Origin of the sequence: Streptomyces caelestis, from assembly GCF_014205255.1 — a bacterium.
In the GTDB taxonomy this organism is placed as follows: Bacteria; Actinomycetota; Actinomycetes; order Streptomycetales; family Streptomycetaceae; genus Streptomyces; species Streptomyces caelestis.
Genome location: NZ_JACHNE010000001.1, coordinates 5,289,635 through 5,311,741, shown reverse-complemented (window position 1 = coordinate 5,311,741; position 22,107 = coordinate 5,289,635). Strand labels below are relative to the sequence as shown.

Sequence of the window (22,107 nt, the reverse complement as noted above, 5' to 3'; positions counted from 1 at the left end):
GTGTCCTCCGAATTGCGAGAGAGTGCGGCTCCAGTACATCCCCCGGGACTGTCCCACAGCCATAGGGGTTGTGTACGTGAACGCCCCGGCGGCACGTGACGTGCCGCCGGGGCGATCGTTGCGAAGACAGTCGCAAGGACAGCTACGCGATTAGCGCTTGCTGTACTGCGGGGCCTTACGGGCCTTCTTCAGACCGGCCTTCTTGCGCTCGACCGCACGGTCGTCGCGGCGGAGGAATCCGGCCTTCTTGAGGGCGCCGCGGTTGTTGTCGACGTCGGCCTCGTTCAGCGCGCGGGCGACACCGAGACGGAGCGCACCGGCCTGACCGGAGACACCGCCACCGGAGATGCGGGCGATGACGTCGTAGCGGCCCTCGAGCTCGAGCACCTTGAAGGGCTCGTTGACTTCCTGCTGGTGCACCTTGTTCGGGAAGTAGTCCTCGAGGGTGCGCCCGTTGATCTTCCACTTGCCGGTGCCCGGAACGATCCGGACGCGGGCGATGGCGTTCTTGCGACGGCCCAGACCGGCGGCCGGCTGGGGCTCGCCGAAGCGGGAGGCCATGGACTCCGAGGTGTACTCACCCTCGACGGGGACCTCGGACTCGGTGGTGTAGCTGTCGATGTCAAGCTCTTCGAGCGGCTGCTCGGCAGTGGTCTCGGCCACGATTCTCCTCAGATTCTGTTCAGCTTTAGGGGTGGCCGGACTTACTGCGCGACCTGGGTGATCTCGAACGGCACCGGCTGCTGGGCGGCGTGCGGGTGCTGGTCACCCTTGTAGACCTTCAGCTTCGAGAGCATCTGACGGCCCAGAGTGTTCTTGGGGAGCATGCCCTTGACGGCCTTCTCGATGGCCTTCTCGGGGTTCTTGTCGAGGAGCTCGTCGTAACGGACGGAGCGCAGACCACCCGGGTAGCCGGAGTGACGGTACGCCATCTTCTGGGTCCGCTTGTTGCCGGAGAGGTGCACCTTGTCGGCGTTGATGATGATGACGAAGTCACCGGTGTCGACGTGGGGCGCGTAGATCGGCTTGTGCTTGCCCCGCAGAAGGGACGCGGCGGTGGTGGCGAGACGACCCAGGACAACGTCCTGAGCGTCGATGACGTGCCACTGGCGCGTCACATCGCCGGGCTTGGGGCTGTACGTACGCACGGTTCGTAGCCTTCGCTTCGAGTGAATGGTCCTGAACAGGTCACCGAAACGATCACGACAGCCTTGACCGCACAGCGGTGACGCAAACCGCGTGCTGGTCGCTGGTCATCGGCCCGGTGGACCGGTGTAAGGGCCCGTCCCGTGAGAATGAGCAAGCCAATACACAACGAAAGAGCAGGATACCGGGGCTCACCACAGGGGTCAAAACGCGGGATCAACGACGGCGCCCGGTCACCGAGACGCACAGGCCGGCGCAGAGAGTCACGGCCCTCCTCAGCGTACGGCGCCGCACCGGCCGCACGCACGGGAACACCGGCGACAGCAGCACGTCGACGGCCACGGCGACGCACCACCGCGACAGGGAGCCGCCACCGCGCGGACGGCGAAGCGCCCCCAGCACCACGGCCGCGGCCGTCGGCCAGACCCCGACCGCCGCCGGCCAGGACCACAGGCACCCCAGCAGCACCACGGCCGGCAGCGCTCGCCCCAACCACCCGCAGATGTCGCCTTTGCCCGTCCGCATGGGAGGAACGCTAGGGGTTCCAGGGCCCATCCGGGCGGACCAGCACGCCCCAGGTCCCGTCTAAGATGCGCCCCATGAGCTTTGGGCAGGGGGGACCCCAGTCCCAGTGGGATCCATGGAAACCGCAGTCGCAGCAGCCCTGGAACAGCGGGGGCGGCCAGTCTCCGGACTGGGCCGCGCTCGCCGAGGCGTCCGAGGCCCGTAACAAACGCCGCCGGCTGCTCCTGGTCGGCGGCGGCGCGCTCGCCACCGTCGCGATCGGCGCTGCCGTCGCCGTGGCCGTGGTCTCGGCGGGCGGCGACAACCAGGCGAACAGCCCGACTTCCCAGGTGCCCTCGGCCGACATCCCGAGCGAGTCCGCCTCGGCCCCGTCGTTCGCCCCGACCAGCGCCCCGCCGCCACTGGACCCGAAGGACTTCATCGCCAGCGCGAAGAAGGACACGGCTCCGCTCGGCCCGGACACCCTCTTCCCCGGCACCCAGCTGACCATGGGCGAGACGACGTACAAGAAGGGCCCCACGGCCGACACCAAGAACTGCGCCTCGGCGTCGGGCGGCACGCTCCCGAAGATCCTCACCGCGAACGACTGCACGCGCCTGATACGCGTCACCTACTCCAGGGACGGCATCGCCGTGACGGTCGGCGTGGCGGTCTTCGACACCGAGGCACAGGCCGCCAAGGCCAAGAGCCAGACCAACAAGAAGAGCTTCGTCAAGTCGCTCTCCGGCGGCGGCGTGAAGGCCTTCTGCGAATCCGGGTTCTGCCGCACGACCAGCAACTCCTACGGCCGTTACGCCTACTTCACCAACGCCGGCTTCACCAGCGGCAAGGACGTGACGACGAAGGACACCGAGGTGTTCGCCACGGGCGACAACCTCCAGCTGTTCACGTTCCGTCAGATCCACCGCCGCGGCCAGGCACAGGCGTCGGCAGCGGCCAACGAGTGACCGGCCGCCGCCCGCCCGGTCAGAGCCGCTTCGCGCTGCGCAGCGTCTTGGCGTAGTAGCCGTTGCCGTCCAGCCGGGACACCCCGCCGACGTCGCCGATGGTCGGGCCGTTGACCTCCTCGCGGCTGGAGATGAAGAGCAGGTGGCCCTCGGTGTCGTAGCCGAGCACCATGCCGACGTGGTCCAGGCGCTGCCCGGTCCGGGCGTCGAGCTTGAAGAAGACGAGGTCCCCGGGCTGGAGCTGGTCGATGCCGGTGGGCCGGCTCTTGGGCGACACACCGGTCAGCGGCAGGACGTCGGCACCCTGGTCCGAGCGGGCCATGCCGTTGGCGGTGCGCGGCAGGCCGTCGCCCGACCCGTCCGAGGACATCAGCGGGTAGCGGGCGCGGTAGCCGAACACCATCCGCATGTATCCCGAGCAGTCGATCGACTTGGCGCGCGCGGTCTCCGGCTGCCCGGTCACGCCGTCCCGGAAGGGGTACTGGACGCCCAGGTAGTCGTAGAAGTCGGACTGCTCAAGGCGCAGGTCGCCGCCCTCGGCTCCGGCCGTGTTGAGGGGACCGAAGTTGGCGTCACCGGCGTAGGCGATGCCCTGCGCGTCCTTCTTCTCCTTGGCGCCCGCGACGTACTGGAAGGCGACGGCGATCAGGTCGTCCTCCTTGCTGCCCGCGAGTTCGGCGTACCAGTCCTTGAACCACTTCTCCTTCTCCGCGCCCTTCTTCCAGGACTCGGGCATGAGGCGGACCCAGTCCGTCGTGGAGACCTTGGAGCTCGTCGACGAGGGCTCGGCGAAGGTGCGGGCCGGTCCGGTCAGGGTCGCGGTGCGCGCCCCGTCGGTGAACACGGCCTTGACCTGGCCGTCGGATCCGCGCAGCACGGAGCGGGCGGGGTTCTCCAGCCGGGACCAGCTCTCCCCGCCCTTGTCCCGGGTCTTCGTCGCGCCGTCGGCCCGGTCCGAGCCGTCCAGCACGCCGACGTTCGTGATCTCCGGGACGCCCTTGTCCTCCTGTTTGCGCAGCTCCACGGTGAGGTAGCCGGAGGTCGCGACGAGCGCCAGCACCACGAGGCCGGAGAGGACCGGCCGTGATTTCTTCTTTCCTGCCATGTGTTGTCTCCTGGTTCTCAGCCGCTGGGGACGCCGGTTCTCAGACGGTGGGCATGACGCCGAGCAGCAGTCCGGCGGCGACGACGATGTAGGCCATGAGCGAGACGGTGCCGGTCGCCAGCAGCGTCGGCCCCTTGGGCTGGCGGACCATCTGGTACGCGATCAGGCCGGGCACGATGAAGCCGAGGGTCTGGTTGCCGTACAGCAGCGGGAACTCGATCGAGAGCACGATCATCACGGTGGCCTGGAGCAGCACGCCCAGCAGGACCACGGCGGCGAACAGCCGCTTGCCGTAGAGGATCACCAGCCGCTGCATGACCTTGGTGCCCGCGTAGGTGAGGGCGGTGACGCCGACCACCATGGCGGCTCGCTGGAGGTCCTCGATGAGGGTCAGCGCGAGCCAGCCCGGCGTGATCATGCCGCCGGGCGACAGGTTGGTGGTCAGGTAGCACAGCAACGAGAAGAACAGGCCGATGGCGATGCCGAGGGCGGCCATCTCGGGGGTCAGGGCGGCGGTGGTCAACGGGGTCTCCGGGCACGGGTGCGGGGCGAGCGGCGAGCGGCGGGCGTGGGTCGTGGGTCCCGCCCGTGGACGTCAGGAACGGGGCGGCTGCCCCCTGCCGTCGGCCCTCGGGTACGGGGAGTGCCCGTAGGGGTCGTCGGCGTACTGCCATGCCTGCTCGGCCGGGTCGGCGTACGGCACCTGCTGGTACGGGTCCGGGGCGGCGTACCCGGCGTCGGCGTAGGGCCCCGACGGCTGGGCCGGGATGTGGACCACCGGGATCTCCTGGGTGCGGGAGGCCTGGTAGCGCTCCTCGTAGGCCATGGGGTACGAGGCGTAGGGGTCCAGGCGCGCCGGCTGGGCCGGTGTGGGCGTGGCCGAGGGCCGCGCGGCGTCGGCGGTGGCGGACTCGTCCGCCGGGAGTTCGGCCAGGTACTCCAGCAGTTCCTCGCCCTGGCCGTGGATGTTGCCGATGGCGACCAGGGAGGAGTCGGCGGACAGGCGCTCGATGAGGAGAGGCATGAACTCCTCGGCCGACCGCCGTTCGCCCCCGAGGTCGATCGCGCGGTCGCGCCACTCGGCGGGGATGGCGTCGATCGCGCTCTTGGCGGGGTGCCCGATGACGAAGACGTGGTCCGGCTGGAGGTCGGGGATGATCTCGCCCATCTGGCCGTTGCGCTCCACGCGGTCGGGCCGGCAGTTGATCACGACGTTCAGCGGCCGGTGGATGGCTCCGAGGTCGAGGAGCTGGTTGATGTTCATCAGCGTCGACTCGGGGTCGTTGGCCGCGAAGACGTTGGCGAAGGCGAGCCGCTTGCCCTCGGGTGCCACATAGCGCTCGACGGACAGCACGCCCGGGTCCGGCGGGGCGTCGTACATGCCCTGCAGGGCGACGCTCCGCTCCACGCCGAGCAGTTCGGCCACGACGAGGGCGATCGCCACGTTCTCCTTGAAGGTGAACCAGCTGAAGCCGCGCAGCTCCTCGTCCGTGACGGTCTCCGGGTCGGCGTAGACCAACTGGCAGTCACGGGCGTCGGCCTCCTCCTGGAGGATGTGGAAGCGGTCCTTCTCCGCGGTGACGCAGATGCCGCCCTCCGGCATGGACCGGCACAGTGACCGCGCCACGTCGTCGAGGGTGGGCCCCATCTCGGCGAGGTGGTCCTCGCGGACGTTGCACAGCACGCCGATCGTGGAGCGGATCAGCTTGCTCTGGTTCACCTCCTGCAAGGCCGGCATGACGGCCATGCACTCGATGACGAGGGCGTCGGGCCGGTAGGTGGCGGCCCGCCGCACGATGCCGATCTGCTCCACCACGTTGGCGATGCCGAACTTGCGGTAGACCGGCTCCTCGGTGGCGTCGGGGTGGATGAACCGGGCCGCCGTGCCCGTGGTCTTGGCCACGGTCACCAGCCCGCCGCCGCGCAGGGCCCCGGCGCACAGCCGGGTGATGGAGGACTTGCCGCGGATGCCGTTCACGAGCACCCGCGACGGGATGCTGTGCAGGCCGGCATAGTGCCGGCGCTGTTCCACGATGCCCGCCACCAGCAGCAGCACGCTGCCGGTGAGCAGGACGAAGTACAGATAGAGCACGGCTGGGTCACCTTCCCCGAACGCCGGGCTCCGGCTCCGCGAGCCGGCGCGCCTGGGTCTGCTTCTGGGCCTGGAGCTGCTGACGGAGCAGTTCGAGGCTGCGTACGACGGCGCCGACCTCGTCCTGGTAGCGGGGGTACAGCACGGACTTGAGGTCGCCGTCGGCCAGCTTCTCCGCACCCGCCGCAAGCGCCCGCATCGGCCGGGCCACGACCAGGTGGACCCAGCCGAGGCAGACGACGATCAGGGCCAGGCCGAGCAGCCCGGCCAGGACGCTGCGGTCCTCGCGCTGGTACGGGGTGATCTGGAAGTCCTTGGCGTTCTGCCAGCTGACCACGGTCCAGCCGATGTCGGCCGCCACGCCGCCGCCGGAGAACGGGGCGGCCGCGGCGACCGTGGTCCCGCGTCCCTCACGGATCAGCAGGCCGTTCTCGACGGGACCGGCACCGACGTGGACGCTGCCGGCCCGGACGAGGTCGGCGAGCGCGTCGCGCGGCAGTTCCTCGAAGGCCAGGAAGCCGTCGCTGGCGGCGATGGTCTCCGCCCTGGAGTCCACCACGCGGACCTCGCCGAGCCCGGGCCGCTTCAGCAGCGAGTTGAGGAACTCGACCCGGACCTCGCCGACCAGGGTCATGCCCTTGCGGCCCGGCAGGGGCGCCCCGGCCTGGACGACCGGCTTCTTGTCGCCCTTGCCGGACACCCGGACCAGCGGCTGCTCGTCCGCGTCGGCGAATCCGGCGCGCGGCTCCTTGCCGGCGCGGGCGACGACCTCGCCGTCCTCGTCGAGGACGTACAGCGCCTGGTAGCGGGTGTGCTCGCGCAGGGTCTCCTCCAGCAGGGCGCCGCCGGCGCCGGCATCGTCCGGGTCGATCAGCCGGGACGTGGAGACCAGGTCCGCCTGCGCCTCGTTGAGCGCCCGGCGTACCCGGTCGGCGACCAGGTCGGTCCGGTCACGCTGGTCCGCGACCATGCTGGCCGGGATGCTGACGGAGTCGTCGGTGCGGTTCAGCAGGAGGCCGACGGGCACGCACCACAGCAACAGCAGGACGGCGGTCAGCGCGAGCGGCCCGCGCACCCCGAACCGCCCCTTGACGCGCTGGCGCCCGCCGGGATCACCGGTCGGGCCGCCCAGCTGTGCGCGCAGCCTCTCCAGGGCGGAGCCGATGCGCGCGGCCTCACCCCAGCGGGGCACGTCCACCGGGCGGGTCAGGTCGCCCCGGGCCAGTCGGCGGGACTCCAGGAACAGCCGCAGCAACGGCCGCTGCACGGTCGCCCACAGCACGGCCGCGGCGAGCAGTCCGAGCACGACCAGAGCTCCGGCCGCCAGCAGCCCGTACAGCTCCCGGTCGGCAGCGGCGGCCTGCTGCTCGACCACGGGCAGCAGGGCGACGACGGTGAGTCCGAGGCCCGCGCCGACGCTTTGCTTCTCCTCCGGATCGGCGGAGGAGAGGGAGGCGTAACCGGCCGTGGCGACACGGCCGTTGTAGCTTCCGCCGACCAGGGTCCCGCTGACACCGGGGTAGCCGCGGGAGCCCGGCTCCCTGGCGCTGACCGGGTCCTGCTCGGTCTCCCGTGCCGCCTGGGCGGACAGCCCGCTCATCTGCTTCTGGAGGAAGGCCAGCTCCTTGCGCTCCTGATCGGTGTTGAGCGCCTCGGACTGTTCGAAGCCCGCCGTGGCGAGGATCTCCCCGCCGGTGGCGACGACCGCCATGGAGCGGAACTGGCCCAGGTTGATGGCGGGCACGGACAGGCTGTTGGAGGCGATCAGCAGCTGCTGCGGCCGGTCCTCGCCGCCCAGGACCGCCATGGTCATCAGGCGGACGTCACCGGTCTCCAGCCGCACCATGCGAGGTTTGAGGGCCTTGTCGCCGGTGAGGACGTCCTTGTCCAGCCAGGCGAGGGGAATCGTTTCACCCCTGGCGGCCAGCACCTTGCCGCTCTCCAGGTCCAGGACCGTGGTGCCCGTCCACTTCTGGTACGTCTTCCCCAGGTCGGACAGGACGCGCTCGGGCTTCACGGGCGGCCCGGCGTTCAGCGCGGCAGCCGTGCGGTTCAGGTCGGTGACCCGCTCGTCGATCGAGGCGCGCAGGGCGATGGCGCCGTCCTCCGCGAAGTGCTGCTGCGAGGAGAGCACCGCCTGCGGTACGGGCTGCTCACCGGCGGGCCCGAGCACCTGGGCGGTGAGGCCGGCGAGGGCGAGCACCAGCACGCACAGCAGCGCGATCGGGGGACGGACGCCGCCCAGCAGCGGCATGTCCGCGCGTCTCCGGCTGCGCCGCCGTCCTCCCTTCACGGGGCGCACGGCGCGGGTGGGTGTCACCGGTGGTCTCCTCCGGCCTCTCTGGATGCAAGGCGGCCGCACGGAGCGCCGCTCCCGCGGCAGGCGTGGCGAACCACCGTTTACAAGACTGTTGAGGAGCGCCGAAGTTGTGCCGGTCGCCCCGTATGCGCTGTGGCGCTAGTCACGCTCCAGCGTGAGCTCCTTCAGGCCGTCGCCGCCCGGTGCCCCGCGGTTGTACAGGAAGCCACGCGTACGGTCGGCCGCCAGCCGGTAGCGGGCGAGCCGCTCCTCGGAGAGGTCGCCCGGCGCGTCGAGCCTCCGCCGCACGTCCACCACCCGGTGGTCCTCGACCGCGTCGGCGGGCGGCTTCTCACCGGCCTCCACCTCGGGCGGGATGTCCACGAGCGTCGTGGCGTAGCGGGCCGAGACGTCCCAGCCGTCGGTCGTCTCGCGGAACTCGAACCAACCGATCGCGCCCTCCTCGGTGACCCCGGTGGGTGAGGAGTGACGGGCGACCTGGTTGCCCAGGCTGTAGGCGACCCAGGTGCCGTTCACCTTCTGGATCGGCTGCACCGCGTGGGAGTGGTGCCCGATCACCAGGTCGATCCCGGTCTCCTCGGTGAGCCGCTCCGCCAATCGCAGCTGGGGAAGGCTCGGTTCGTTGTAGTGCTCGGCCCCCCAGTGGACCGAGAGGATGACCACCTCGGCGCCCTTCTCGCGGGCCCGGGCCTCGGCGTCCTTGATCGCGTCCGCGTCGAGCTGGTTGAACGCCCACTTCTCCTTCTCCGGCGTCGGGTGGCGGAACGACATCCAGGAGAACGAGAGGTGGGCGACCTTGACGCCGTTGACGTCACGGATGCTGATCCGCTCCGCCTCCTCGGGCGTGCGAGCGGAGCCGGTGTGCCCGAGGCCGGCCTTGTCCATGGCGTTCAAGGTGCGCCGCACAGCCCCCAGGCCGTGGTCGTAGGTGTGATTGGAGGCCGTCGAGCAGGTGTCGTAGCCCACGTCCTTGAGCGTCGTCAGGATCTGCGGCGGCACGAGGAACTCCGGATACCCCTCGAAGGGCCCCCGCGGCTTTCCGACGGGCGTCTCCATGTGACAGATGGCCAGATCGGCCTTGCTGATGACCGGCTTGATCCCGGCGAGCAGCGGTCCGAAGTCCAGCCCGGCCTCTCCCTCGCCGGTCTTCTTGGCATCCTTGGCGGCCTGATCGACCAGCTCGGGATGGATCAGCACGTCACCGGCGGCGGCGACGGTGAACGAGCGCCCGCCCGGCTTCACCTGCGGTGCGGAGGCCGCGGAGGTGCACGCGGTCGTCACGGCGATGGTGGCCGCGAAAGCGGTTGCCGCCCGAACGATCCGGAGAGGATTACGAAGTGTCACCGCATCATATTCACATGAAGCACACAAGCACCACAGACGTTACCGTCACAAGACAGTCACATTTGACTCGCATTATGGTCCAAATCGGACTCGTCCTGGCCTTGTTCGGCTGCCAATCGGCACCAGACCGGTCAACGGACGACTCAACTCCAGGCGCCCGGGAGCTCGTGGACCTCCGCAGCAGGATCCTCACGTACACGGCGGACCTGGATCCCGACGCCGGCTACTCCCCACCGGACGACACCCAGCGCGAGCGCGTCGCCGAGAGCGTCGGCCACCTCCTGGACGGCGACGCCACGAAGGCCGGACGACTGCTCGCCCCCCTCGGCCTCAAGCTCACCCGCCTCACCGACACCGACTCCGGCCGCAGGTACGACGAGATCGCCGCCGCCCACCCCGGCCGGGCCGAACGCTGGGGGCGCCTCTACCTGACCGCCGACTCCGACGTCCGCTGGAACGCCCAGGTACCGCACCCGGTCTCCGACCGGGACACCGAACGCCTCGGCGTGCGGCTCCTGGAGCAGAACCCCGGCGGCTCGCTGGTCCTGGCCGGCGCGCACCGCGACGCGGGCCGGGGCGACGCCGCCGATGTCGCCCACCGGGAGGACAGCGTCTTCCACGCCATCGTCGTGGAGCTCCAGAAACGCGACGTCCCGGGCGTGCAACTGCACGGCTTCGCCAAGGACTCCCACCGCCCCTACGAGGCCGTCCTCTCCACCGGAGCAGCGCGGAGCACTCTCACCGAAGCCGCCGCCCTGGCCGACGCCATGCAGGCCGACGGGTTGCGGGTCTGTCGGAGCTGGTCGGCCCGCTGCCCCTTGGAGGGCACCACGAACGTCCAGGGCAGGGCCGCGGAGCGCCGCCACGCCAAGTTCCTCCACGTGGAGCTCTCCCCCAGGGCGCGTGGCGACGGCAGCGACGCCGACGCCGCCGCCACGGCCCTCTCGGGCCTGGTCACCACCTGGAACTCAGCCCGCCGGTGAGGAACGGCGAAACCCGGTCAGCAGCACCCCGCCGACGGCAACGACCGCTTGTTCCGCGCCTCCTTGCTGCGCGCGGCGAGCAGTTCGTCGGCCGGGTAGCCGACCTCCTCCAGCGTCAGCCCGTGCGGCCGTACGACGTGCACGGCCGAGTCCCGTACGCCGGCCGCCAGCACCTTCGCGGGCCAGTCCGGCGGCCGGTGCCCGTCGCCCACGAACAGCAGCGCCCCGATCAGCGAACGCACCATGTTGTGGCAGAAGGCGTCGGCCCGCACGGTCGCGGTGATGATCCCGTCGTCGCCCTTGGCGAGACTGAGCTCCTGGAGCGTACGGATCGTCGTCGCGCCCTCCCGCTTCTTGCAGTAGGCGGCGAAGTCGTGCTCTCCGAGCAGCCGCCGCGCGGCCTCGTTCATGGCATCGACGTCCAGGGGCCAGTCGTGCCACAGCACGTGGTTGCGCAGCAGCGGATCGACGCCCCCGGGATTGTCGGTGACCCGGTACGCGTACCGCCGCCAGATCGCCGAGAACCGCGCGTTGAAGCCGCTGGGCGCCTCCCTGAGGGCCCAGACCCGGACGTCCCTGGGCAGCCGCCCGGCGAGCCGCTTCAGCAGCTTCTGGTGGTGCTCGGCCCAGACCTCACGCGGCAGATCGACATGCGCCACCTGCCCCCGGGCATGCACCCCGGCATCGGTTCGCCCCGCCACCGTCAGCTCGTACGTCTGACCCGACCGCGTCACGGTCCGCAGAGCGTCCTCGATCTCCCCCTGCACGGTCCGCCGCCCCCCGGCCTGCTTGGCCCACCCGGAGAACTCGCTCCCGTCGTACGACAGGTCGAGACGCACACGAACGTAACCGGCTGCTGCTTCATCACTCACGTACAGATCCTCTCAGCAACAAAAAGCGGGCCCGTTCCCAAAAAGGAACGGACCCGCCAACGCCCTCAAAGGGGCGCGGGGAACTGCGCGACAAGCCACAACGAATCCGCAGCCGCCAACGAACAGTCCCCGGCAGACGCTTAGGCGTCCTTGGACTCCTCGGCGTCCTCAGCCTTGGTCGTGTCGACCTGAGCCTCGGCGGTCTCGGCGTCCTTGGCGGCACGCTTCGTCGCGGCCTCGGCCTCGCCGGTCGCCTCCTGCGCCACCGTCAGACCCTCGACCAGCTCGATGACAGCCATGGGCGCGTTGTCGCCACGGCGGTTACCGATCTTGGTGATACGCGTGTAGCCACCCGGACGGTTCTCGTAGCGCGGGCCGATCTCGGTGAAGAGCGTGTGCACGATGCCCTTGTCCGTGATGACCTGGAGCACCTGACGGCGGTTGTGAAGGTCGCCCTTCTTCGCCTTGGTGACCAGACGCTCGGCGTACGGACGCAGCTTGCGCGCCTTCGCCTCGGTGGTGGTGATACGACCGTGCTCGAACAGCGACTTCGCGAGGTTCGCGAGCATCAGCTTCTCGTGCGCGGCGCTGCCGCCCATACGGGCACCCTTGGTGGGCTTCGGCATGGTGTTTCTCCTAGGTGTCTGCCCCGGCCGTATCAGGTACCGGGGTCAGTATCCGAGCGAGCGGTTGCCCGTCGGAGATCCCGCTGCCCCCGAAGGGGCAGCGGGAGGGGGCGCGGGGAACTGCGCGACCAGCCACAACCGGCCCGCAGACGCAGTACGGCCTCCCCGCGGAGCGCTCAGTACTGCTCGGTCTCGACGAACCCGGCGTCCGCGTCGTCGTCGGCACCGAAGGCGTCGGCCGCAGCGGTCGGGTCGAATCCGGGCGGGCTGTCCTTGAGCGCGAGACCCATCCCGGCCAGCTTCGCCTTGACCTCGTCGATCGACTTCGCACCGAAGTTACGAATGTCGAGCAGGTCGGCCTCGGAACGAGCCACGAGCTCACCCACGCTGTGGATGCCCTCGCGCTTGAGGCAGTTGTACGACCGAACGGTGAGCTCCAGCTCCTCGATCGGCAGCGCCAGATCGGCGGCGAGCGCGGCGTCCGTCGGGGACGGACCCATGTCGATGCCCTCGGCGTCGATGTTGAGCTCACGGGCCAGACCGAACAGCTCGACCAGGGTCTTACCGGCCGACGCCATGGCGTCACGCGGACGCATGGCCTGCTTGGTCTCGACGTCGACGATCAGCTTGTCGAAGTCGGTCCGCTGCTCGACACGCGTGGCCTCGACCTTGTACGTGACCTTGAGCACCGGCGAGTAGATCGAGTCGACCGGGATCCGGCCGATCTCCTGGCCGACCTGCTTGTTCTGCACGGCGGAGACGTAACCGCGGCCACGCTCGACCGTCAGCTCCATCTCCAGCTTGCCCTTGCCGTTGAGCGTGGCGAGGACGAGGTCGGGGTTGTGCACCTCGACACCGGCCGGCGGCGCGATGTCGGCGGCGGTGACCAGACCCGGACCCTGCTTGCGCAGGTACATCACGACCGGCTCGTCGTGCTCCGAGGAGACGACCAGCTGCTTGATGTTGAGGATCAGGTCGGTGACGTCCTCCTTGACGCCCGGCACGGTGGTGAACTCGTGCAGGACACCGTCGATGCGGATGGACGTGACCGCCGCACCCGGGATCGAGGAGAGGAGGGTCCGGCGCAGGGAGTTGCCGAGGGTGTAACCGAAGCCCGGCTCCAGCGGCTCGATCACGAACCGGGAGCGGAACTCGTCGACGACCTCTTCGGTCAACGAGGGACGCTGAGCGATCAGCATGTGTGGATCAGATCCTTCAGTCGGGGGCGCCCGCTATATGACGCCCGACTTGAACCGTCCCCGACGAAAAGGGACGGGTACTGCAAGGGTACGGGCGATACGGCCCGAAAGAGCCGTACCGCCCGAAAACCGAGAACCCGAAGGCGTCGCGTCAGACGCGGCGGCGCTTCGGCGGACGGCAGCCGTTGTGCGGGGTCGGGGTGACGTCCTGGATGGAGCCGACCTCGAGGCCCGTGGCCTGCAGGGAGCGGATCGCGGTCTCACGACCGGAACCCGGGCCCTTCACGAACACGTCGACCTTGCGCATGCCGTGCTCCTGGGCGCGGCGGGCAGCCGACTCGGCGGCCATCTGCGCGGCGAACGGCGTGGACTTCCGGGAGCCCTTGAAGCCGACGTGGCCGGCGGAGGCCCAGGAGATCACGTTGCCGGACGGGTCCGTGATCGAGACGATCGTGTTGTTGAACGTGCTCTTGATGTGCGCGTGGCCGTGAGCGACGTTCTTCTTTTCCTTGCGGCGTACCTTCTTGGCAGCGCCCTGACGACCCTTGGGGGGCATCTATAACTCCTACGGGAGGTGGTCGGTCCTACAGCGAAGACCGCTGGACGGCGAGTCCGCTGCGGACTACTTCTTGCCCGGCTTCTTCTTGCCGGCGATGGCGCGACGCGGGCCCTTGCGGGTACGAGCGTTCGTGCTGGTGCGCTGGCCGCGGACGGGCAGACCGCGGCGGTGACGCAGACCCTGGTAGGTACCGATCTCGACCTTGCGGCGGATGTCGGCCTGGATCTCGCGACGGAGGTCACCCTCGGTCTTGATGTTGTTGTCGACGTACTCGCGGATCGCGACGAGCTGCTCCTCGGAGAGGTCGCGAACGCGGGTGTTCGGGTCGACGCCGGTGGCGGCCAGCGTCTGCTGCGAGAGGGTCCGGCCGATGCCGAACACATAGGTGAGGGCGATCTCCACGCGCTTTTCGCGCGGGATGTCAACACCGGAAACGCGTGCCATTCAATGGCTCCAGTTACTTGACGGAGGTCTTCCACAGAACCGGCTCCCAGCCGCCGTATGAGGTACGGACTGGGTCCCCGGCCTCCGACCGGGGGTGTCAGACCCGGAGGTCTGGGTCCTGCGTATGAACATATTCAGCTTGCGTCGCGCGAAATTCTGCGGATGCAGAGGTGCGGTCGTGCGTCAGCCCTGGCGCTGCTTGTGGCGCGGGTTCTCGCAGATGACCATGACCCGGCCGTGACGGCGGATCACCCTGCACTTGTCGCAGATCTTCTTGACGCTCGGCTTGACCTTCATGGGTGAGGTTCTCCGGGTCAGTGCCACCACCCCGGAAGCCGGGGCGCGGGCAAGATCTACTTGTAGCGGTAGACGATCCGGCCACGCGTCAGGTCGTACGGAGACAGCTCCACCACGACCCGGTCGTCAGGGAGGATGCGGATGTAGTGCATACGCATCTTGCCGCTGATGTGTGCCAGGACCTGGTGGCCGTTCTGGAGCTCGACCTTGAACATGGCGTTCGGAAGAGACTCGACGACAGTGCCCTCGATCTCGATGGCACCTTGCTTCTTGGCCACGCTTCGCCCTTCGAATCGACTACCTTGATCGACTCAGTGCGAGCGCATGCAGACATGCGGATGCACAAGAGCCGACGAGTCAGTCTACGTCAGGGCCCTCGGAAACACGAATCGAGAGAGCCTGCCCCAGCGGACAGATCTTTAAGCGCGCCCCACAGGGGCGCGCTGGCTGTGTCGATATGCGGCTCCGCCGCGTGGGCGCGACAAGCCACAACTAACCCGCAGCCGCCGATCAGCAGTAACCGCCCACCCCGGAAGGCGCTCAGCCCAGCGGATCCGGCGCGGCGACGATCCCGAGCTCCGCCAGCTTCGCCTTACCCCCGTCGGGAGACGTCAGCACCAGCGGCCCCTCCTCCGTCAGCGCGACGGAGTGCTCCCAGTGCGACGACCACGTACCGTCCGTGGTGACGACCGTCCAGTCGTCCTGGAGAACCTCGGTCTTCGGAGTGCCGAGGGACACCATGGGCTCGATCGCGAGGCAGAAGCCCGGCACCAGCTTCGGGCCCTTGCCGCGCCGGCGGTCGACGTAGTTCAGCAGGTGCGGGTCCATGTGCATCTCGGTGCCGATGCCGTGGCCGCCGTAGTCCTCGATGATCCCGTAGCGGCCGCCGCCGGGCTTGGGCTGGCGGCGGATGTACGTCTCGATCGCCCGGGAGACGTCGACCAGCCGGTTGCCCTGCTTCATGGCCGCGATGCCGGCCCACATCGACTCCTCGGTCACCCGGGAGAGCTCGACCAGCTCCGGAGCGTGGCCGGAGCCCACGAAGGCCGTGTACGCGGCGTCACCGTGCCAGCCGTCGATGATCGCGCCGCAGTCGATGGAGATCACGTCCCCGTCCTTGAGGACGACGTCGTCGGAGGGGATGCCGTGCACGACCACCTCGTTCACGGACGTGCAGATCGTCGCCGGGAAGCCGCCGTAGCCGAGGAAGTTCGGCTTGGCGTTGTGCTCGGCGAGCACCTTGCGGGCGACCTGGTCCAGATCCTTCGTCGTGGCTCCCGGCACGGCGGCCTCGCGGGTCGCCGCGTGGATGGCTGCGACGACCAGCCCCGCCTCACGCATCTTGGCGATCTGCTCAGGGGTCTTGATCTGCACCATGAGGGCTACGGCCTTTCTGGACCTTCGGAGACATGAACGCCTTCAACGATACGGGGCCGCGCGACGGCCCCGCCCACACAGCAGCCGCGGCTCCCCCAGGGGGAACCGCGGCTGGCCGGCTGTGCACGAACGACTACTTGTCGCCCTCGCCACGCTTGAGCGCCTCCATGGCGCGCGTCGTGACGTCCTCCACCTTGCCGAGCGCCGAGATCGTGACCACCAGGCCCTGCGCCTTGTAGTAGTCGATGATCGGCTCGGTCTGCGTGTGGTAGACCTCCAGCCGCTTGCGGACGGTCTCCTCGGAGTCGTCGCCCCGCTGGTAGAGCTCGCCGCCGCAGACGTCGCAGACGCCCTCCTTGGCCGGCGGCTTGTACGTCACGTGGAAGACGTGCGCCGACTCGTTGCGGCAGACGCGACGGCCGGCGATCCGCTTGACCACCTCGTCCTCGGGGACCTCCAGGTCCAGCACCGCGTCGAGCTGCATGCTCTCGGTCTCGAGCAGCTCGTCGAGCGCCTCGGCCTGCGAGACGTTGCGCGGGAAGCCGTCCAGCAGGAAGCCGTTCTCGGCGTCCGGCTGCTCCATCCGGTCCTTCGCCATCGCGATGGTGACCTCGTCGGGCACGAGATTGCCCGCGTCGATGTAGGACTTCGCCAGTTTGCCGAGTTCCGTCTGCCGGCTGATGTTGGCCCGGAACAGGTCGCCCGTGGAGATGTGCGGGATCGACAGGTTCTGGGCCAGGAACGCGGCCTGCGTTCCCTTACCGGCACCCGGCGGCCCGACGAGGACGATACGCATCAGCGGAGGAACCCTTCGTAATTGCGCTGCTGGAGCTGGCTCTCGATCTGCTTCACCGTCTCGAGACCGACACCCACGATGATCAGGATGCTGGTACCGCCGAACGGGAAGTTCTGGTTTGCCCCGAAACCAACCAACGCCATCGTCGGTACGAGAGCGATCAGACCCAGGTACAGCGAACCCGGCCAGGTGATCCGGTTGAGTACGTAGCTCAGGTACTCAGCGGTCGGTCGGCCAGCCCGGATGCCCGGGATGAAGCCACCATACTTCTTCATGTTGTCGGCGACTTCCTCGGGGTTGAAGGAGATCGCGACGTAGAAGAATGCGAAGAAAACGATCAGCAGGAAGTACGTGGCGATGTAATACGGGTGGTCGCCCTTGACGAAGTGTTGCTCGATCCAGGTCTTCCAGCCCGAGGTGCCTCCGGCGAACTGGGCGATCAGCGCCGGGATGTAGAGCAGCGACGAGGCGAAGATGACAGGGATCACACCCGCCTGGTTCACCTTGAGGGGGATGTAGGTGGACGTGCCGCCGTAGGAACGGCGGCCGATCATGCGCTTGGCGTACTGCACCGGGATGCGGCGCTGGGCCTGCTCGACGAAGACCACCAGGCCGACCATGACGAGGCCGACCGCGATGACGGTGCCGAACTCGATCCAGCCGCCGGCCAGGGAGCCCTGCTCCTTGATGGCCCACAGGGCGGACGGGAAGGTGGCGGCGATCGAGATGAACATCAGGATCGACATGCCGTTGCCGATGCCGCGGTCGGTGATGAGCTCGCCGAGCCACATCACGGCCGCCGTACCGGCGGTCATGGTGATGACCATGGTGATGGTGACGAAGATCGACTGGTCGGGGACGATCTGGCTGGCCACCGGGCAGCCCTGGAACAGAGCGCCGCTGCGGGCGGTGGCGACGAGGCCGGTGCCCTGGAGGATGGCGAGGGCGATCGTCAGGTAACGGGTGTACTGCGTGATCTTCGCCGTACCGGCCTGGCCCTCCTTCTTCAGGGCTTCCAGGCGCGGGATCACCACGGTCAGCAGCTGCAGGATGATGCTCGCCGTGATGTACGGCATGATGCCCAGCGCGAAGATCGTGATCTGGAGCAGCGCGCCGCCGCTGAACATGTTGACCAGACCGAAGAGGCCCTGGTTGGCCTGGGCATTGTCGATACAGGTCTGAACGTTCCGGTAGTCGACACCCGGGATCGGGACGTGCGTACCGACCCGGTAGACCACGATGATGCCGAGCGTGAAGAGCAGCTTCTTGCGCAGGTCGGGCGTCTTGAACGCCCGGGCGAACGCGGTGAGCACGGTGCCTCCTGCGACCCCCGCGCAACTGCGTCAAGGGTGACGGTCTTGAGGTTCGACGAATAAGTAACGGGCAACTGCCGCTCAGAGTGCCCGAAGTGAAGCACCCTGTGAAAAGAGGGCAGTGCAGGCCACCTTACCGGCGAGACTGCCGCCCTAGGAACGACCAACCGGGGATACCCCATTTGTTGGGGTATCCCCGGTCGGGATCGCTCAGGTCATCGAGACGCCTGTGGTGTTCAGACGAGCTCGGTGACGGAACCGCCGGCAGCGGTGATCTTCTCCTTGGCGGAGCCGGAGACGGCGTCGACCGTCACCTGCAGCGCCACGGAGATCTCGCCCTGGCCGAGGACCTTGACGAGGCTGTTCTTGCGAACGGCACCCTTGGCCACCAGCGACTCGACGGTGACCTCGCCACCCTCGGGGTAGAGAGAGGCCAGCTTGTCGAGGTTCACGACCTGGTACTCGGTCTTGAACGGGTTCTTGAAGCCCTTGAGCTTCGGGAGACGCATGTGGAGGGGCATCTGCCCACCCTCGAAGCGCTCCGGAACCTGGTAGCGGGCCTTGGTGCCCTTGGTACCACGACCGGCCGTCTTACCCTTCGACGCCTCACCACGACCGACACGGGTCTTGGCGGTCTTGGCGCCCGGGGCGGGACGGAGGTTGTGGACCTTGAGCGGGTTGTTCTCCGCCATGATCAGTCGACCTCCTCGACCGTCACGAGGTGGCGGACGGTGTGCACCATGCCGCGGAACTCGGGGCGGTCCTCCTTGACGACCTGCGTGTTGATGCCCTTGAGACCAAGGGAGCGCAGGGTGTCACGGTGGTTCTGCTTGCTGCCGATGTACGACTTCGTCTGCGTGATCTTGAGCTGAGCCATTACGCAGCACCAGCCCCGGCACGCGCACGCAGCAGAGCCGCGGGGGCGACGTCCTCGAGCGGCAGACCGCGGCGGGCCGCGATCTCCTCGGGACGCTGCAGGCCCTTCAGGGCCTCCACGGTCGCGTGCACGATGTTGATCGCGTTCGACGAGCCGAGCGACTTCGACAGCACGTCGTGGATACCGGCGCACTCGAGCACGGCACGCACCGGACCACCGGCGATAACGCCGGTACCCGGGGACGCGGGCTTGAGCAGCACGACGCCGGCAGCCTTCTCACCCGTGATCGGGTGCGGGATGGTGCCCTGGATGCGGGGGACCTTGAAGAAGTGCTTCTTGGCCTCCTCAACACCCTTGGCGATGGCGGCCGGCACCTCCTTGGCCTTGCCGTATCCGACACCCACGGTGCCGTCACCGTCGCCCACCACGACCAGCGCGGTGAAGCTGAAGCGACGACCACCCTTCACAACCTTGGCGACGCGGTTGATCGCGACAACGCGCTCAACGTACGCGGTCTTCTCGGCGGCAGCTGCGCCGCCGTCACGGCCCTTCCGGTCCCGCCGCTCGCCGCCACCGGCACCGCCACCGCGGCGCTGGGGTCCAGCCATTGGAATTACCTCTCTCTGTCTCCGCTAGCTACGGAACCAGGACTCAGAACTTGAGTCCGGCCTCGCGGGCGGCGTCCGCCAGGGCGGCGATGCGCCCCGCGTACTGGTTACCACCACGGTCGAACACGACGGCCTCGACACCGGCGGCCTTGGCACGCTCGGCGACCAGGGCGCCGACCTGCTTGGCCTGCGCGGACTTGTCGCCCTCGCCACCGCGGATCGAGCTGTCCAGCGTGGACGCCGATGCCAGGGTGTGACCCTTCAGGTCGTCGATCACCTGCGCCACGATGTGGCGGTTCGAGCGGGTAACGACCAGACGGGGACGCTCCGCCGTACCGTTGATCCGCTTGCGGATCCGGATGTGACGGCGCTTGATCGAGGCGCGCTTGTAGGCGTCGCCCTTCAGGATCTTCTGCCCGTATGCCATGGCTTACTTACCCGCCTTTCCGACCTTGCGGCGGATGACTTCGCCCTCGTACTTGACACCCTTGGCCTTGTACGGGTCGGGCCTGCGCAGCTTGCGGATGTTGGCCGCAACCTCGCCGACCTTCTGCTTGTCGATGCCCTCGACCGAGAAACGGGTCGGGGACTCCACCTTGAAGGTGATGCCCTCGGGGGCCTCGACCAGGATCGGGTGGCTGTAGCCCAGGGAGAACTCCAGGTTGGAGCCCTTGGCCTGGACGCGGTAACCGACACCGCTGATTTCGAGCTTCTTGACGTATCCCTGGGTCACACCGGTGATCATGTTCGCCACCAGCGTGCGGGACAGGCCGTGCAGGGCCTTGCTCTGCCGCTCGTCGTTGGGCCGCAGCACCTGAAGGGTGCCGTCCTCGGCCTTGGCGATGTCGATCGGCGCGATGACGGTGTGGGTCAGTTCGCCCTTGGGGCCCTTGACCGCGACCGTACGGCCGTCGATGGTGACGTCCACGCCGGCGGGAACCGGGATGGGGAGCTTGCCGATACGCGACATGTTGTCTCTCCTCCGTTCCCGAACTACCAGACGTAGGCGAGGACTTCCCCACCCACGCCCTTCTTCTGCGCCTGCTTGTCGGTCAGGAGACCGTGGGACGTGGAGATGATGGCCACGCCCAGGCCGCCCAGCACCTTCGGCAGGTTGGTGGACTTCGCGTACACCCGGAGACCGGGCTTGGAGATCCGCTTGATCCCCGCGATGGAGCGCTCACGGTTGGGGCCGAACTTCAGCTCCAGGACGAGGTTCTTGCCGACCTCGGCGTCCTCGACCTTCCAGCCCGTGATGAAGCCCTCCTGCTGGAGGATCTCCGCGATGTGCGACTTGATCTTCGAGTGCGGCATCGCCACGGTGTCGTGGTATGCCGAGTTCGCGTTCCGCAGACGCGTCAGCATGTCTGCGATCGGATCAGTCATGGTCATGAATTGGCCTTCGGCCTCTCTCGCCGGGGTTTCCTGGTGCGCCATCCCTCTCCCCGATCCGAGACGGGACGGGTGCGGCGCGGTGGACCTACGGCGTAGTAAGTCGTAAGGGCGGCGGCAGACGCCCAACCCCACAAGCCTACGGCATGTGAGCTGGACGTCCTGCCGCCCCAGATGCTTACCGAGAGCCCTGCTAATCCCTGATTGGGGGGATTACCAGGAGCTCTTGGTCACGCCCGGCAGCTCGCCACGGTGAGCCATCTCACGAAGGCACACGCGGCACAGGCCGAACTTGCGGTACACGGAGTGCGGGCGGCCGCAGCGCTGGCAGCGGGTGTAGCCACGCACACCGAACTTGGGCTTACGAGCAGCCTTGGCAATCAGAGCCTTCTTCGCCATCTCGCTCACGCCTCCTTGAAGGGGAAGCCGAGGTGACGAAGGAGCGCGCGGCCCTCAGCGTCGTTGGTCGCCGTGGTGACCACGGTGATGTCCATACCCCGGACGCGGTCGATCTTGTCCTGGTCGATCTCGTGGAACATGACCTGCTCCGTGAGACCGAAGGTGTAGTTGCCACGGCCGTCGAACTGCTTGGGGGACAGGCCGCGGAAGTCGCGGATGCGCGGGAGCGCCAGCGACAGGGTGCGGTCCAGGAACTCCCACATGCGGTCGCCACGGAGCGTGACGTGGGCACCGATCGGCTGGCCCTCACGCAGCTTGAACTGCGCGATGGACTTACGGGCCTTGGTGACGGCCGGCTTCTGACCGGTGATCGTGGTGAGGTCGCGGATGGCGCCCTCGATCAGCTTGGAGTCGCGGGCGGCGTCGCCCACACCCATGTTGACCACGATCTTCACGAGACCGGGGATCTGCATGACGTTCTCGTACTTGAACTCGTCACGCAGCTTGCCCGTGATCTCCTCACGGTACTTCTGCTTCAGGCGCGGAGTGGTGGTGGTCGTCATCAGATGTCCTCACCCGTCCGCTTGGCAACGCGGATCTTGTTGCCTTCGTCGTCGAAGCGGTAACCGACGCGGGTCACGACCTTGTTGCCGTCCTTCTCCACGACCAGCTGGACGTTGGAGACGTGGATCGGCGCCTCGGTGGTGACGATGCCGCCGGCCTGCGAACCGCGAGCCGTCGGACCGGCCTTGGTGTGCTTCTTGACCCGGTTGACACCCTCGACCAGGACACGGTCCTCACGGGGGAAGGCCGCGATGACCTTGCCCTGCTTGCCCTTGTCCTTACCGGTGATGACCTGGACCAGGTCGCCCTTCTTGATCTTCAT

General features: G+C 68.3%; 29 protein-coding genes. 2 read left to right on the top strand and 27 right to left on the bottom strand.

Annotated elements, in window-relative coordinates:
• Positions 1 to 150 precede the first annotated feature (150 nt).
• From rpsI to HDA41_RS24460, 3 genes are all read right to left on the bottom strand, one after another.
• Entirely contained in the window at positions 151 to 663 is a 513-nt protein-coding gene (gene rpsI, locus HDA41_RS24470; RefSeq protein ID WP_184987168.1) for a 30S ribosomal protein S9, read from the bottom strand.
• Between the two features lie 41 nt (positions 664 to 704).
• On the bottom strand, positions 705 to 1,148 hold the full coding sequence (gene rplM, locus HDA41_RS24465) for a 50S ribosomal protein L13 (RefSeq protein ID WP_124439888.1): 444 nt from the start codon (positions 1,146 to 1,148) through the stop codon (positions 705 to 707).
• 214 nt (positions 1,149 to 1,362) lie between these two features.
• Entirely contained in the window at positions 1,363 to 1,671 is a 309-nt protein-coding gene (locus tag HDA41_RS24460) for a hypothetical protein (RefSeq protein ID WP_184987166.1), read from the bottom strand.
• A gap of 74 nt (positions 1,672 to 1,745) precedes the next feature.
• Here HDA41_RS24460 and HDA41_RS24455 point away from each other — a divergent pair, with 74 nt between their 5' ends.
• Positions 1,746 to 2,618, top strand: coding sequence for a hypothetical protein (locus HDA41_RS24455; protein WP_184987165.1), 873 nt, complete (start codon positions 1,746 to 1,748; stop codon positions 2,616 to 2,618).
• A gap of 19 nt (positions 2,619 to 2,637) precedes the next feature.
• Here HDA41_RS24455 and HDA41_RS24450 read toward each other — a convergent pair whose 3' ends face one another.
• The 5 genes from HDA41_RS24450 to HDA41_RS24430 form a co-directional block, all read right to left on the bottom strand.
• A complete protein-coding gene (locus HDA41_RS24450; RefSeq protein WP_184987163.1) occupies positions 2,638 to 3,723 on the bottom strand; it encodes an NlpC/P60 family protein in 1,086 nt (361 codons plus the stop codon).
• A gap of 40 nt (positions 3,724 to 3,763) precedes the next feature.
• The gene (locus HDA41_RS24445) at positions 3,764 to 4,246 is read right to left on the bottom strand and encodes a poly-gamma-glutamate biosynthesis protein PgsC/CapC (protein ID WP_184987161.1); all 483 of its coding nucleotides are present in this window, start codon (positions 4,244 to 4,246) and stop codon (positions 3,764 to 3,766) included.
• A gap of 72 nt (positions 4,247 to 4,318) precedes the next feature.
• Positions 4,319 to 5,815 carry a poly-gamma-glutamate synthase PgsB gene (gene pgsB / locus HDA41_RS24440; RefSeq protein ID WP_230299419.1) on the bottom strand — a complete coding sequence of 499 codons (1,497 nt, stop codon included), beginning with the start codon at positions 5,813 to 5,815 and terminating at the stop codon, positions 4,319 to 4,321.
• A 7-nt stretch (positions 5,816 to 5,822) separates the two neighbouring features.
• On the bottom strand, positions 5,823 to 8,069 hold the full coding sequence (locus tag HDA41_RS24435; protein WP_184993695.1) for a HAMP domain-containing protein: 2,247 nt from the start codon (positions 8,067 to 8,069) through the stop codon (positions 5,823 to 5,825).
• Between the two features lie 204 nt (positions 8,070 to 8,273).
• Positions 8,274 to 9,422 (bottom strand): CapA family protein, encoded by a 1,149-nt coding sequence (locus HDA41_RS24430; protein WP_184993693.1) that lies wholly within the window; start codon positions 9,420 to 9,422, stop codon positions 8,274 to 8,276.
• Between the two features lie 224 nt (positions 9,423 to 9,646).
• Here HDA41_RS24430 and HDA41_RS24425 point away from each other — a divergent pair, with 224 nt between their 5' ends.
• Positions 9,647 to 10,462, top strand: coding sequence for a hypothetical protein (locus tag HDA41_RS24425; RefSeq protein WP_184987159.1), 816 nt, complete (start codon positions 9,647 to 9,649; stop codon positions 10,460 to 10,462).
• 17 nt (positions 10,463 to 10,479) lie between these two features.
• Here the strand turns inward: HDA41_RS24425 and truA are convergent, their stop codons facing one another.
• The 19 genes from truA to rplX form a co-directional block, all read right to left on the bottom strand.
• On the bottom strand, positions 10,480 to 11,334 hold the full coding sequence (gene truA / locus HDA41_RS24420) for a tRNA pseudouridine(38-40) synthase TruA (protein WP_184987157.1): 855 nt from the start codon (positions 11,332 to 11,334) through the stop codon (positions 10,480 to 10,482).
• Positions 11,335 to 11,474: 140 nt separating this feature from the next.
• Positions 11,475 to 11,960, bottom strand: coding sequence for a 50S ribosomal protein L17 (gene rplQ / locus HDA41_RS24415; RefSeq protein WP_184987155.1), 486 nt, complete (start codon positions 11,958 to 11,960; stop codon positions 11,475 to 11,477).
• A 176-nt stretch (positions 11,961 to 12,136) separates the two neighbouring features.
• A complete protein-coding gene (locus HDA41_RS24410; protein WP_003966937.1) occupies positions 12,137 to 13,159 on the bottom strand; it encodes a DNA-directed RNA polymerase subunit alpha in 1,023 nt (340 codons plus the stop codon).
• 151 nt (positions 13,160 to 13,310) lie between these two features.
• Positions 13,311 to 13,715, bottom strand: a complete 405-nt coding sequence (gene rpsK / locus HDA41_RS24405; RefSeq protein ID WP_003956432.1) for a 30S ribosomal protein S11 — start codon at positions 13,713 to 13,715, stop codon at positions 13,311 to 13,313.
• A 66-nt stretch (positions 13,716 to 13,781) separates the two neighbouring features.
• Complete coding sequence (rpsM, locus tag HDA41_RS24400; protein ID WP_004984507.1) at positions 13,782 to 14,162, bottom strand: 30S ribosomal protein S13; 381 nt, start codon at positions 14,160 to 14,162, stop codon at positions 13,782 to 13,784.
• A gap of 183 nt (positions 14,163 to 14,345) precedes the next feature.
• Positions 14,346 to 14,459: a 50S ribosomal protein L36 gene (gene rpmJ / locus HDA41_RS24395; RefSeq protein ID WP_003998809.1), complete on the bottom strand. Its 114-nt coding sequence runs from the start codon at positions 14,457 to 14,459 to the stop codon at positions 14,346 to 14,348.
• Between the two features lie 56 nt (positions 14,460 to 14,515).
• Positions 14,516 to 14,737, bottom strand: a complete 222-nt coding sequence (gene infA, locus HDA41_RS24390) for a translation initiation factor IF-1 (protein WP_003948620.1) — start codon at positions 14,735 to 14,737, stop codon at positions 14,516 to 14,518.
• A gap of 262 nt (positions 14,738 to 14,999) precedes the next feature.
• Positions 15,000 to 15,836, bottom strand: coding sequence for a type I methionyl aminopeptidase (map, locus tag HDA41_RS24385; protein ID WP_184987153.1), 837 nt, complete (start codon positions 15,834 to 15,836; stop codon positions 15,000 to 15,002).
• 133 nt (positions 15,837 to 15,969) lie between these two features.
• Positions 15,970 to 16,632, bottom strand: coding sequence for an adenylate kinase (locus tag HDA41_RS24380; RefSeq protein ID WP_184987151.1), 663 nt, complete (start codon positions 16,630 to 16,632; stop codon positions 15,970 to 15,972).
• Positions 16,632 to 17,945, bottom strand: coding sequence for a preprotein translocase subunit SecY (gene secY / locus HDA41_RS24375; protein ID WP_184987149.1), 1,314 nt, complete (start codon positions 17,943 to 17,945; stop codon positions 16,632 to 16,634). The genes HDA41_RS24380 and secY overlap by 1 nt, the downstream gene beginning before the upstream one ends.
• A 236-nt stretch (positions 17,946 to 18,181) precedes the next feature.
• On the bottom strand, positions 18,182 to 18,637 hold the full coding sequence (gene rplO / locus HDA41_RS24370; protein WP_184987147.1) for a 50S ribosomal protein L15: 456 nt from the start codon (positions 18,635 to 18,637) through the stop codon (positions 18,182 to 18,184).
• A gap of 2 nt (positions 18,638 to 18,639) precedes the next feature.
• Positions 18,640 to 18,822: a 50S ribosomal protein L30 gene (gene rpmD / locus HDA41_RS24365; RefSeq protein WP_005481207.1), complete on the bottom strand. Its 183-nt coding sequence runs from the start codon at positions 18,820 to 18,822 to the stop codon at positions 18,640 to 18,642.
• Positions 18,822 to 19,430, bottom strand: a complete 609-nt coding sequence (gene rpsE / locus HDA41_RS24360) for a 30S ribosomal protein S5 (RefSeq protein WP_030671799.1) — start codon at positions 19,428 to 19,430, stop codon at positions 18,822 to 18,824. Before rpsE ends, rpmD begins: the two co-directional genes overlap by 1 nt.
• Positions 19,431 to 19,473: 43 nt before the next feature.
• Positions 19,474 to 19,857 carry a 50S ribosomal protein L18 gene (gene rplR / locus HDA41_RS24355; RefSeq protein WP_184987145.1) on the bottom strand — a complete coding sequence of 128 codons (384 nt, stop codon included), beginning with the start codon at positions 19,855 to 19,857 and terminating at the stop codon, positions 19,474 to 19,476.
• A 3-nt stretch (positions 19,858 to 19,860) separates the two neighbouring features.
• Positions 19,861 to 20,400, bottom strand: a complete 540-nt coding sequence (rplF, locus tag HDA41_RS24350; RefSeq protein WP_059424839.1) for a 50S ribosomal protein L6 — start codon at positions 20,398 to 20,400, stop codon at positions 19,861 to 19,863.
• A gap of 23 nt (positions 20,401 to 20,423) precedes the next feature.
• The gene (rpsH, locus tag HDA41_RS24345) at positions 20,424 to 20,822 is read right to left on the bottom strand and encodes a 30S ribosomal protein S8 (protein ID WP_086601011.1); all 399 of its coding nucleotides are present in this window, start codon (positions 20,820 to 20,822) and stop codon (positions 20,424 to 20,426) included.
• A gap of 213 nt (positions 20,823 to 21,035) precedes the next feature.
• Positions 21,036 to 21,221 (bottom strand): type Z 30S ribosomal protein S14, encoded by a 186-nt coding sequence (locus HDA41_RS24340; RefSeq protein ID WP_003948630.1) that lies wholly within the window; start codon positions 21,219 to 21,221, stop codon positions 21,036 to 21,038.
• Between the two features lie 5 nt (positions 21,222 to 21,226).
• Positions 21,227 to 21,784 carry a 50S ribosomal protein L5 gene (rplE, locus tag HDA41_RS24335; RefSeq protein ID WP_010036711.1) on the bottom strand — a complete coding sequence of 186 codons (558 nt, stop codon included), beginning with the start codon at positions 21,782 to 21,784 and terminating at the stop codon, positions 21,227 to 21,229.
• Positions 21,784 to 22,107 (bottom strand): 50S ribosomal protein L24, encoded by a 324-nt coding sequence (rplX, locus tag HDA41_RS24330; RefSeq protein WP_003992365.1) that lies wholly within the window; start codon positions 22,105 to 22,107, stop codon positions 21,784 to 21,786. The genes rplE and rplX overlap by 1 nt, the downstream gene beginning before the upstream one ends.

Excerpts from the sequence above, each read along its gene's own strand:
- rpsE (WP_030671799.1), bottom strand. The coding sequence starts at position 19,430 with ATGGCTGGACCCCAGCGCCGCGGTGGCGGTGCCGGTGGCGGCGAGCGG.
- rplO (WP_184987147.1), bottom strand. The coding sequence starts at position 18,637 with ATGGCGGAGAACAACCCGCTCAAGGTCCACAACCTCCGTCCCGCCCCG.
- rplX (WP_003992365.1), bottom strand. The coding sequence starts at position 22,107 with ATGAAGATCAAGAAGGGCGACCTGGTCCAGGTCATCACCGGTAAGGAC.
- rplR (WP_184987145.1), bottom strand. The coding sequence starts at position 19,857 with ATGGCATACGGGCAGAAGATCCTGAAGGGCGACGCCTACAAGCGCGCC.
- rplQ (WP_184987155.1), bottom strand. The coding sequence starts at position 11,960 with ATGCCGAAGCCCACCAAGGGTGCCCGTATGGGCGGCAGCGCCGCGCAC.
- HDA41_RS24435 (WP_184993695.1), bottom strand. The coding sequence starts at position 8,069 with ATGCCGCTGCTGGGCGGCGTCCGTCCCCCGATCGCGCTGCTGTGCGTG.
- rpmJ (WP_003998809.1), bottom strand. The coding sequence starts at position 14,459 with ATGAAGGTCAAGCCGAGCGTCAAGAAGATCTGCGACAAGTGCAGGGTG.
- HDA41_RS24340 (WP_003948630.1), bottom strand. The coding sequence starts at position 21,221 with ATGGCGAAGAAGGCTCTGATTGCCAAGGCTGCTCGTAAGCCCAAGTTC.
- HDA41_RS24380 (WP_184987151.1), bottom strand. The coding sequence starts at position 16,632 with ATGCGTATCGTCCTCGTCGGGCCGCCGGGTGCCGGTAAGGGAACGCAG.
- rpsK (WP_003956432.1), bottom strand. The coding sequence starts at position 13,715 with ATGCCCCCCAAGGGTCGTCAGGGCGCTGCCAAGAAGGTACGCCGCAAG.
- HDA41_RS24460 (WP_184987166.1), bottom strand. The coding sequence starts at position 1,671 with ATGCGGACGGGCAAAGGCGACATCTGCGGGTGGTTGGGGCGAGCGCTG.
- rpsM (WP_004984507.1), bottom strand. The coding sequence starts at position 14,162 with ATGGCACGCGTTTCCGGTGTTGACATCCCGCGCGAAAAGCGCGTGGAG.
- map (WP_184987153.1), bottom strand. The coding sequence starts at position 15,836 with ATGGTGCAGATCAAGACCCCTGAGCAGATCGCCAAGATGCGTGAGGCG.
- HDA41_RS24410 (WP_003966937.1), bottom strand. The coding sequence starts at position 13,159 with ATGCTGATCGCTCAGCGTCCCTCGTTGACCGAAGAGGTCGTCGACGAG.
- rplF (WP_059424839.1), bottom strand. The coding sequence starts at position 20,400 with ATGTCGCGTATCGGCAAGCTCCCCATCCCGGTTCCCGCCGGCGTGGAC.
- HDA41_RS24455 (WP_184987165.1), top strand. The coding sequence starts at position 1,746 with ATGAGCTTTGGGCAGGGGGGACCCCAGTCCCAGTGGGATCCATGGAAA.
- HDA41_RS24450 (WP_184987163.1), bottom strand. The coding sequence starts at position 3,723 with ATGGCAGGAAAGAAGAAATCACGGCCGGTCCTCTCCGGCCTCGTGGTG.
- rplE (WP_010036711.1), bottom strand. The coding sequence starts at position 21,784 with ATGACGACCACCACCACTCCGCGCCTGAAGCAGAAGTACCGTGAGGAG.
- rpmD (WP_005481207.1), bottom strand. The coding sequence starts at position 18,822 with ATGGCTCAGCTCAAGATCACGCAGACGAAGTCGTACATCGGCAGCAAG.
- rpsH (WP_086601011.1), bottom strand. The coding sequence starts at position 20,822 with ATGACCATGACTGATCCGATCGCAGACATGCTGACGCGTCTGCGGAAC.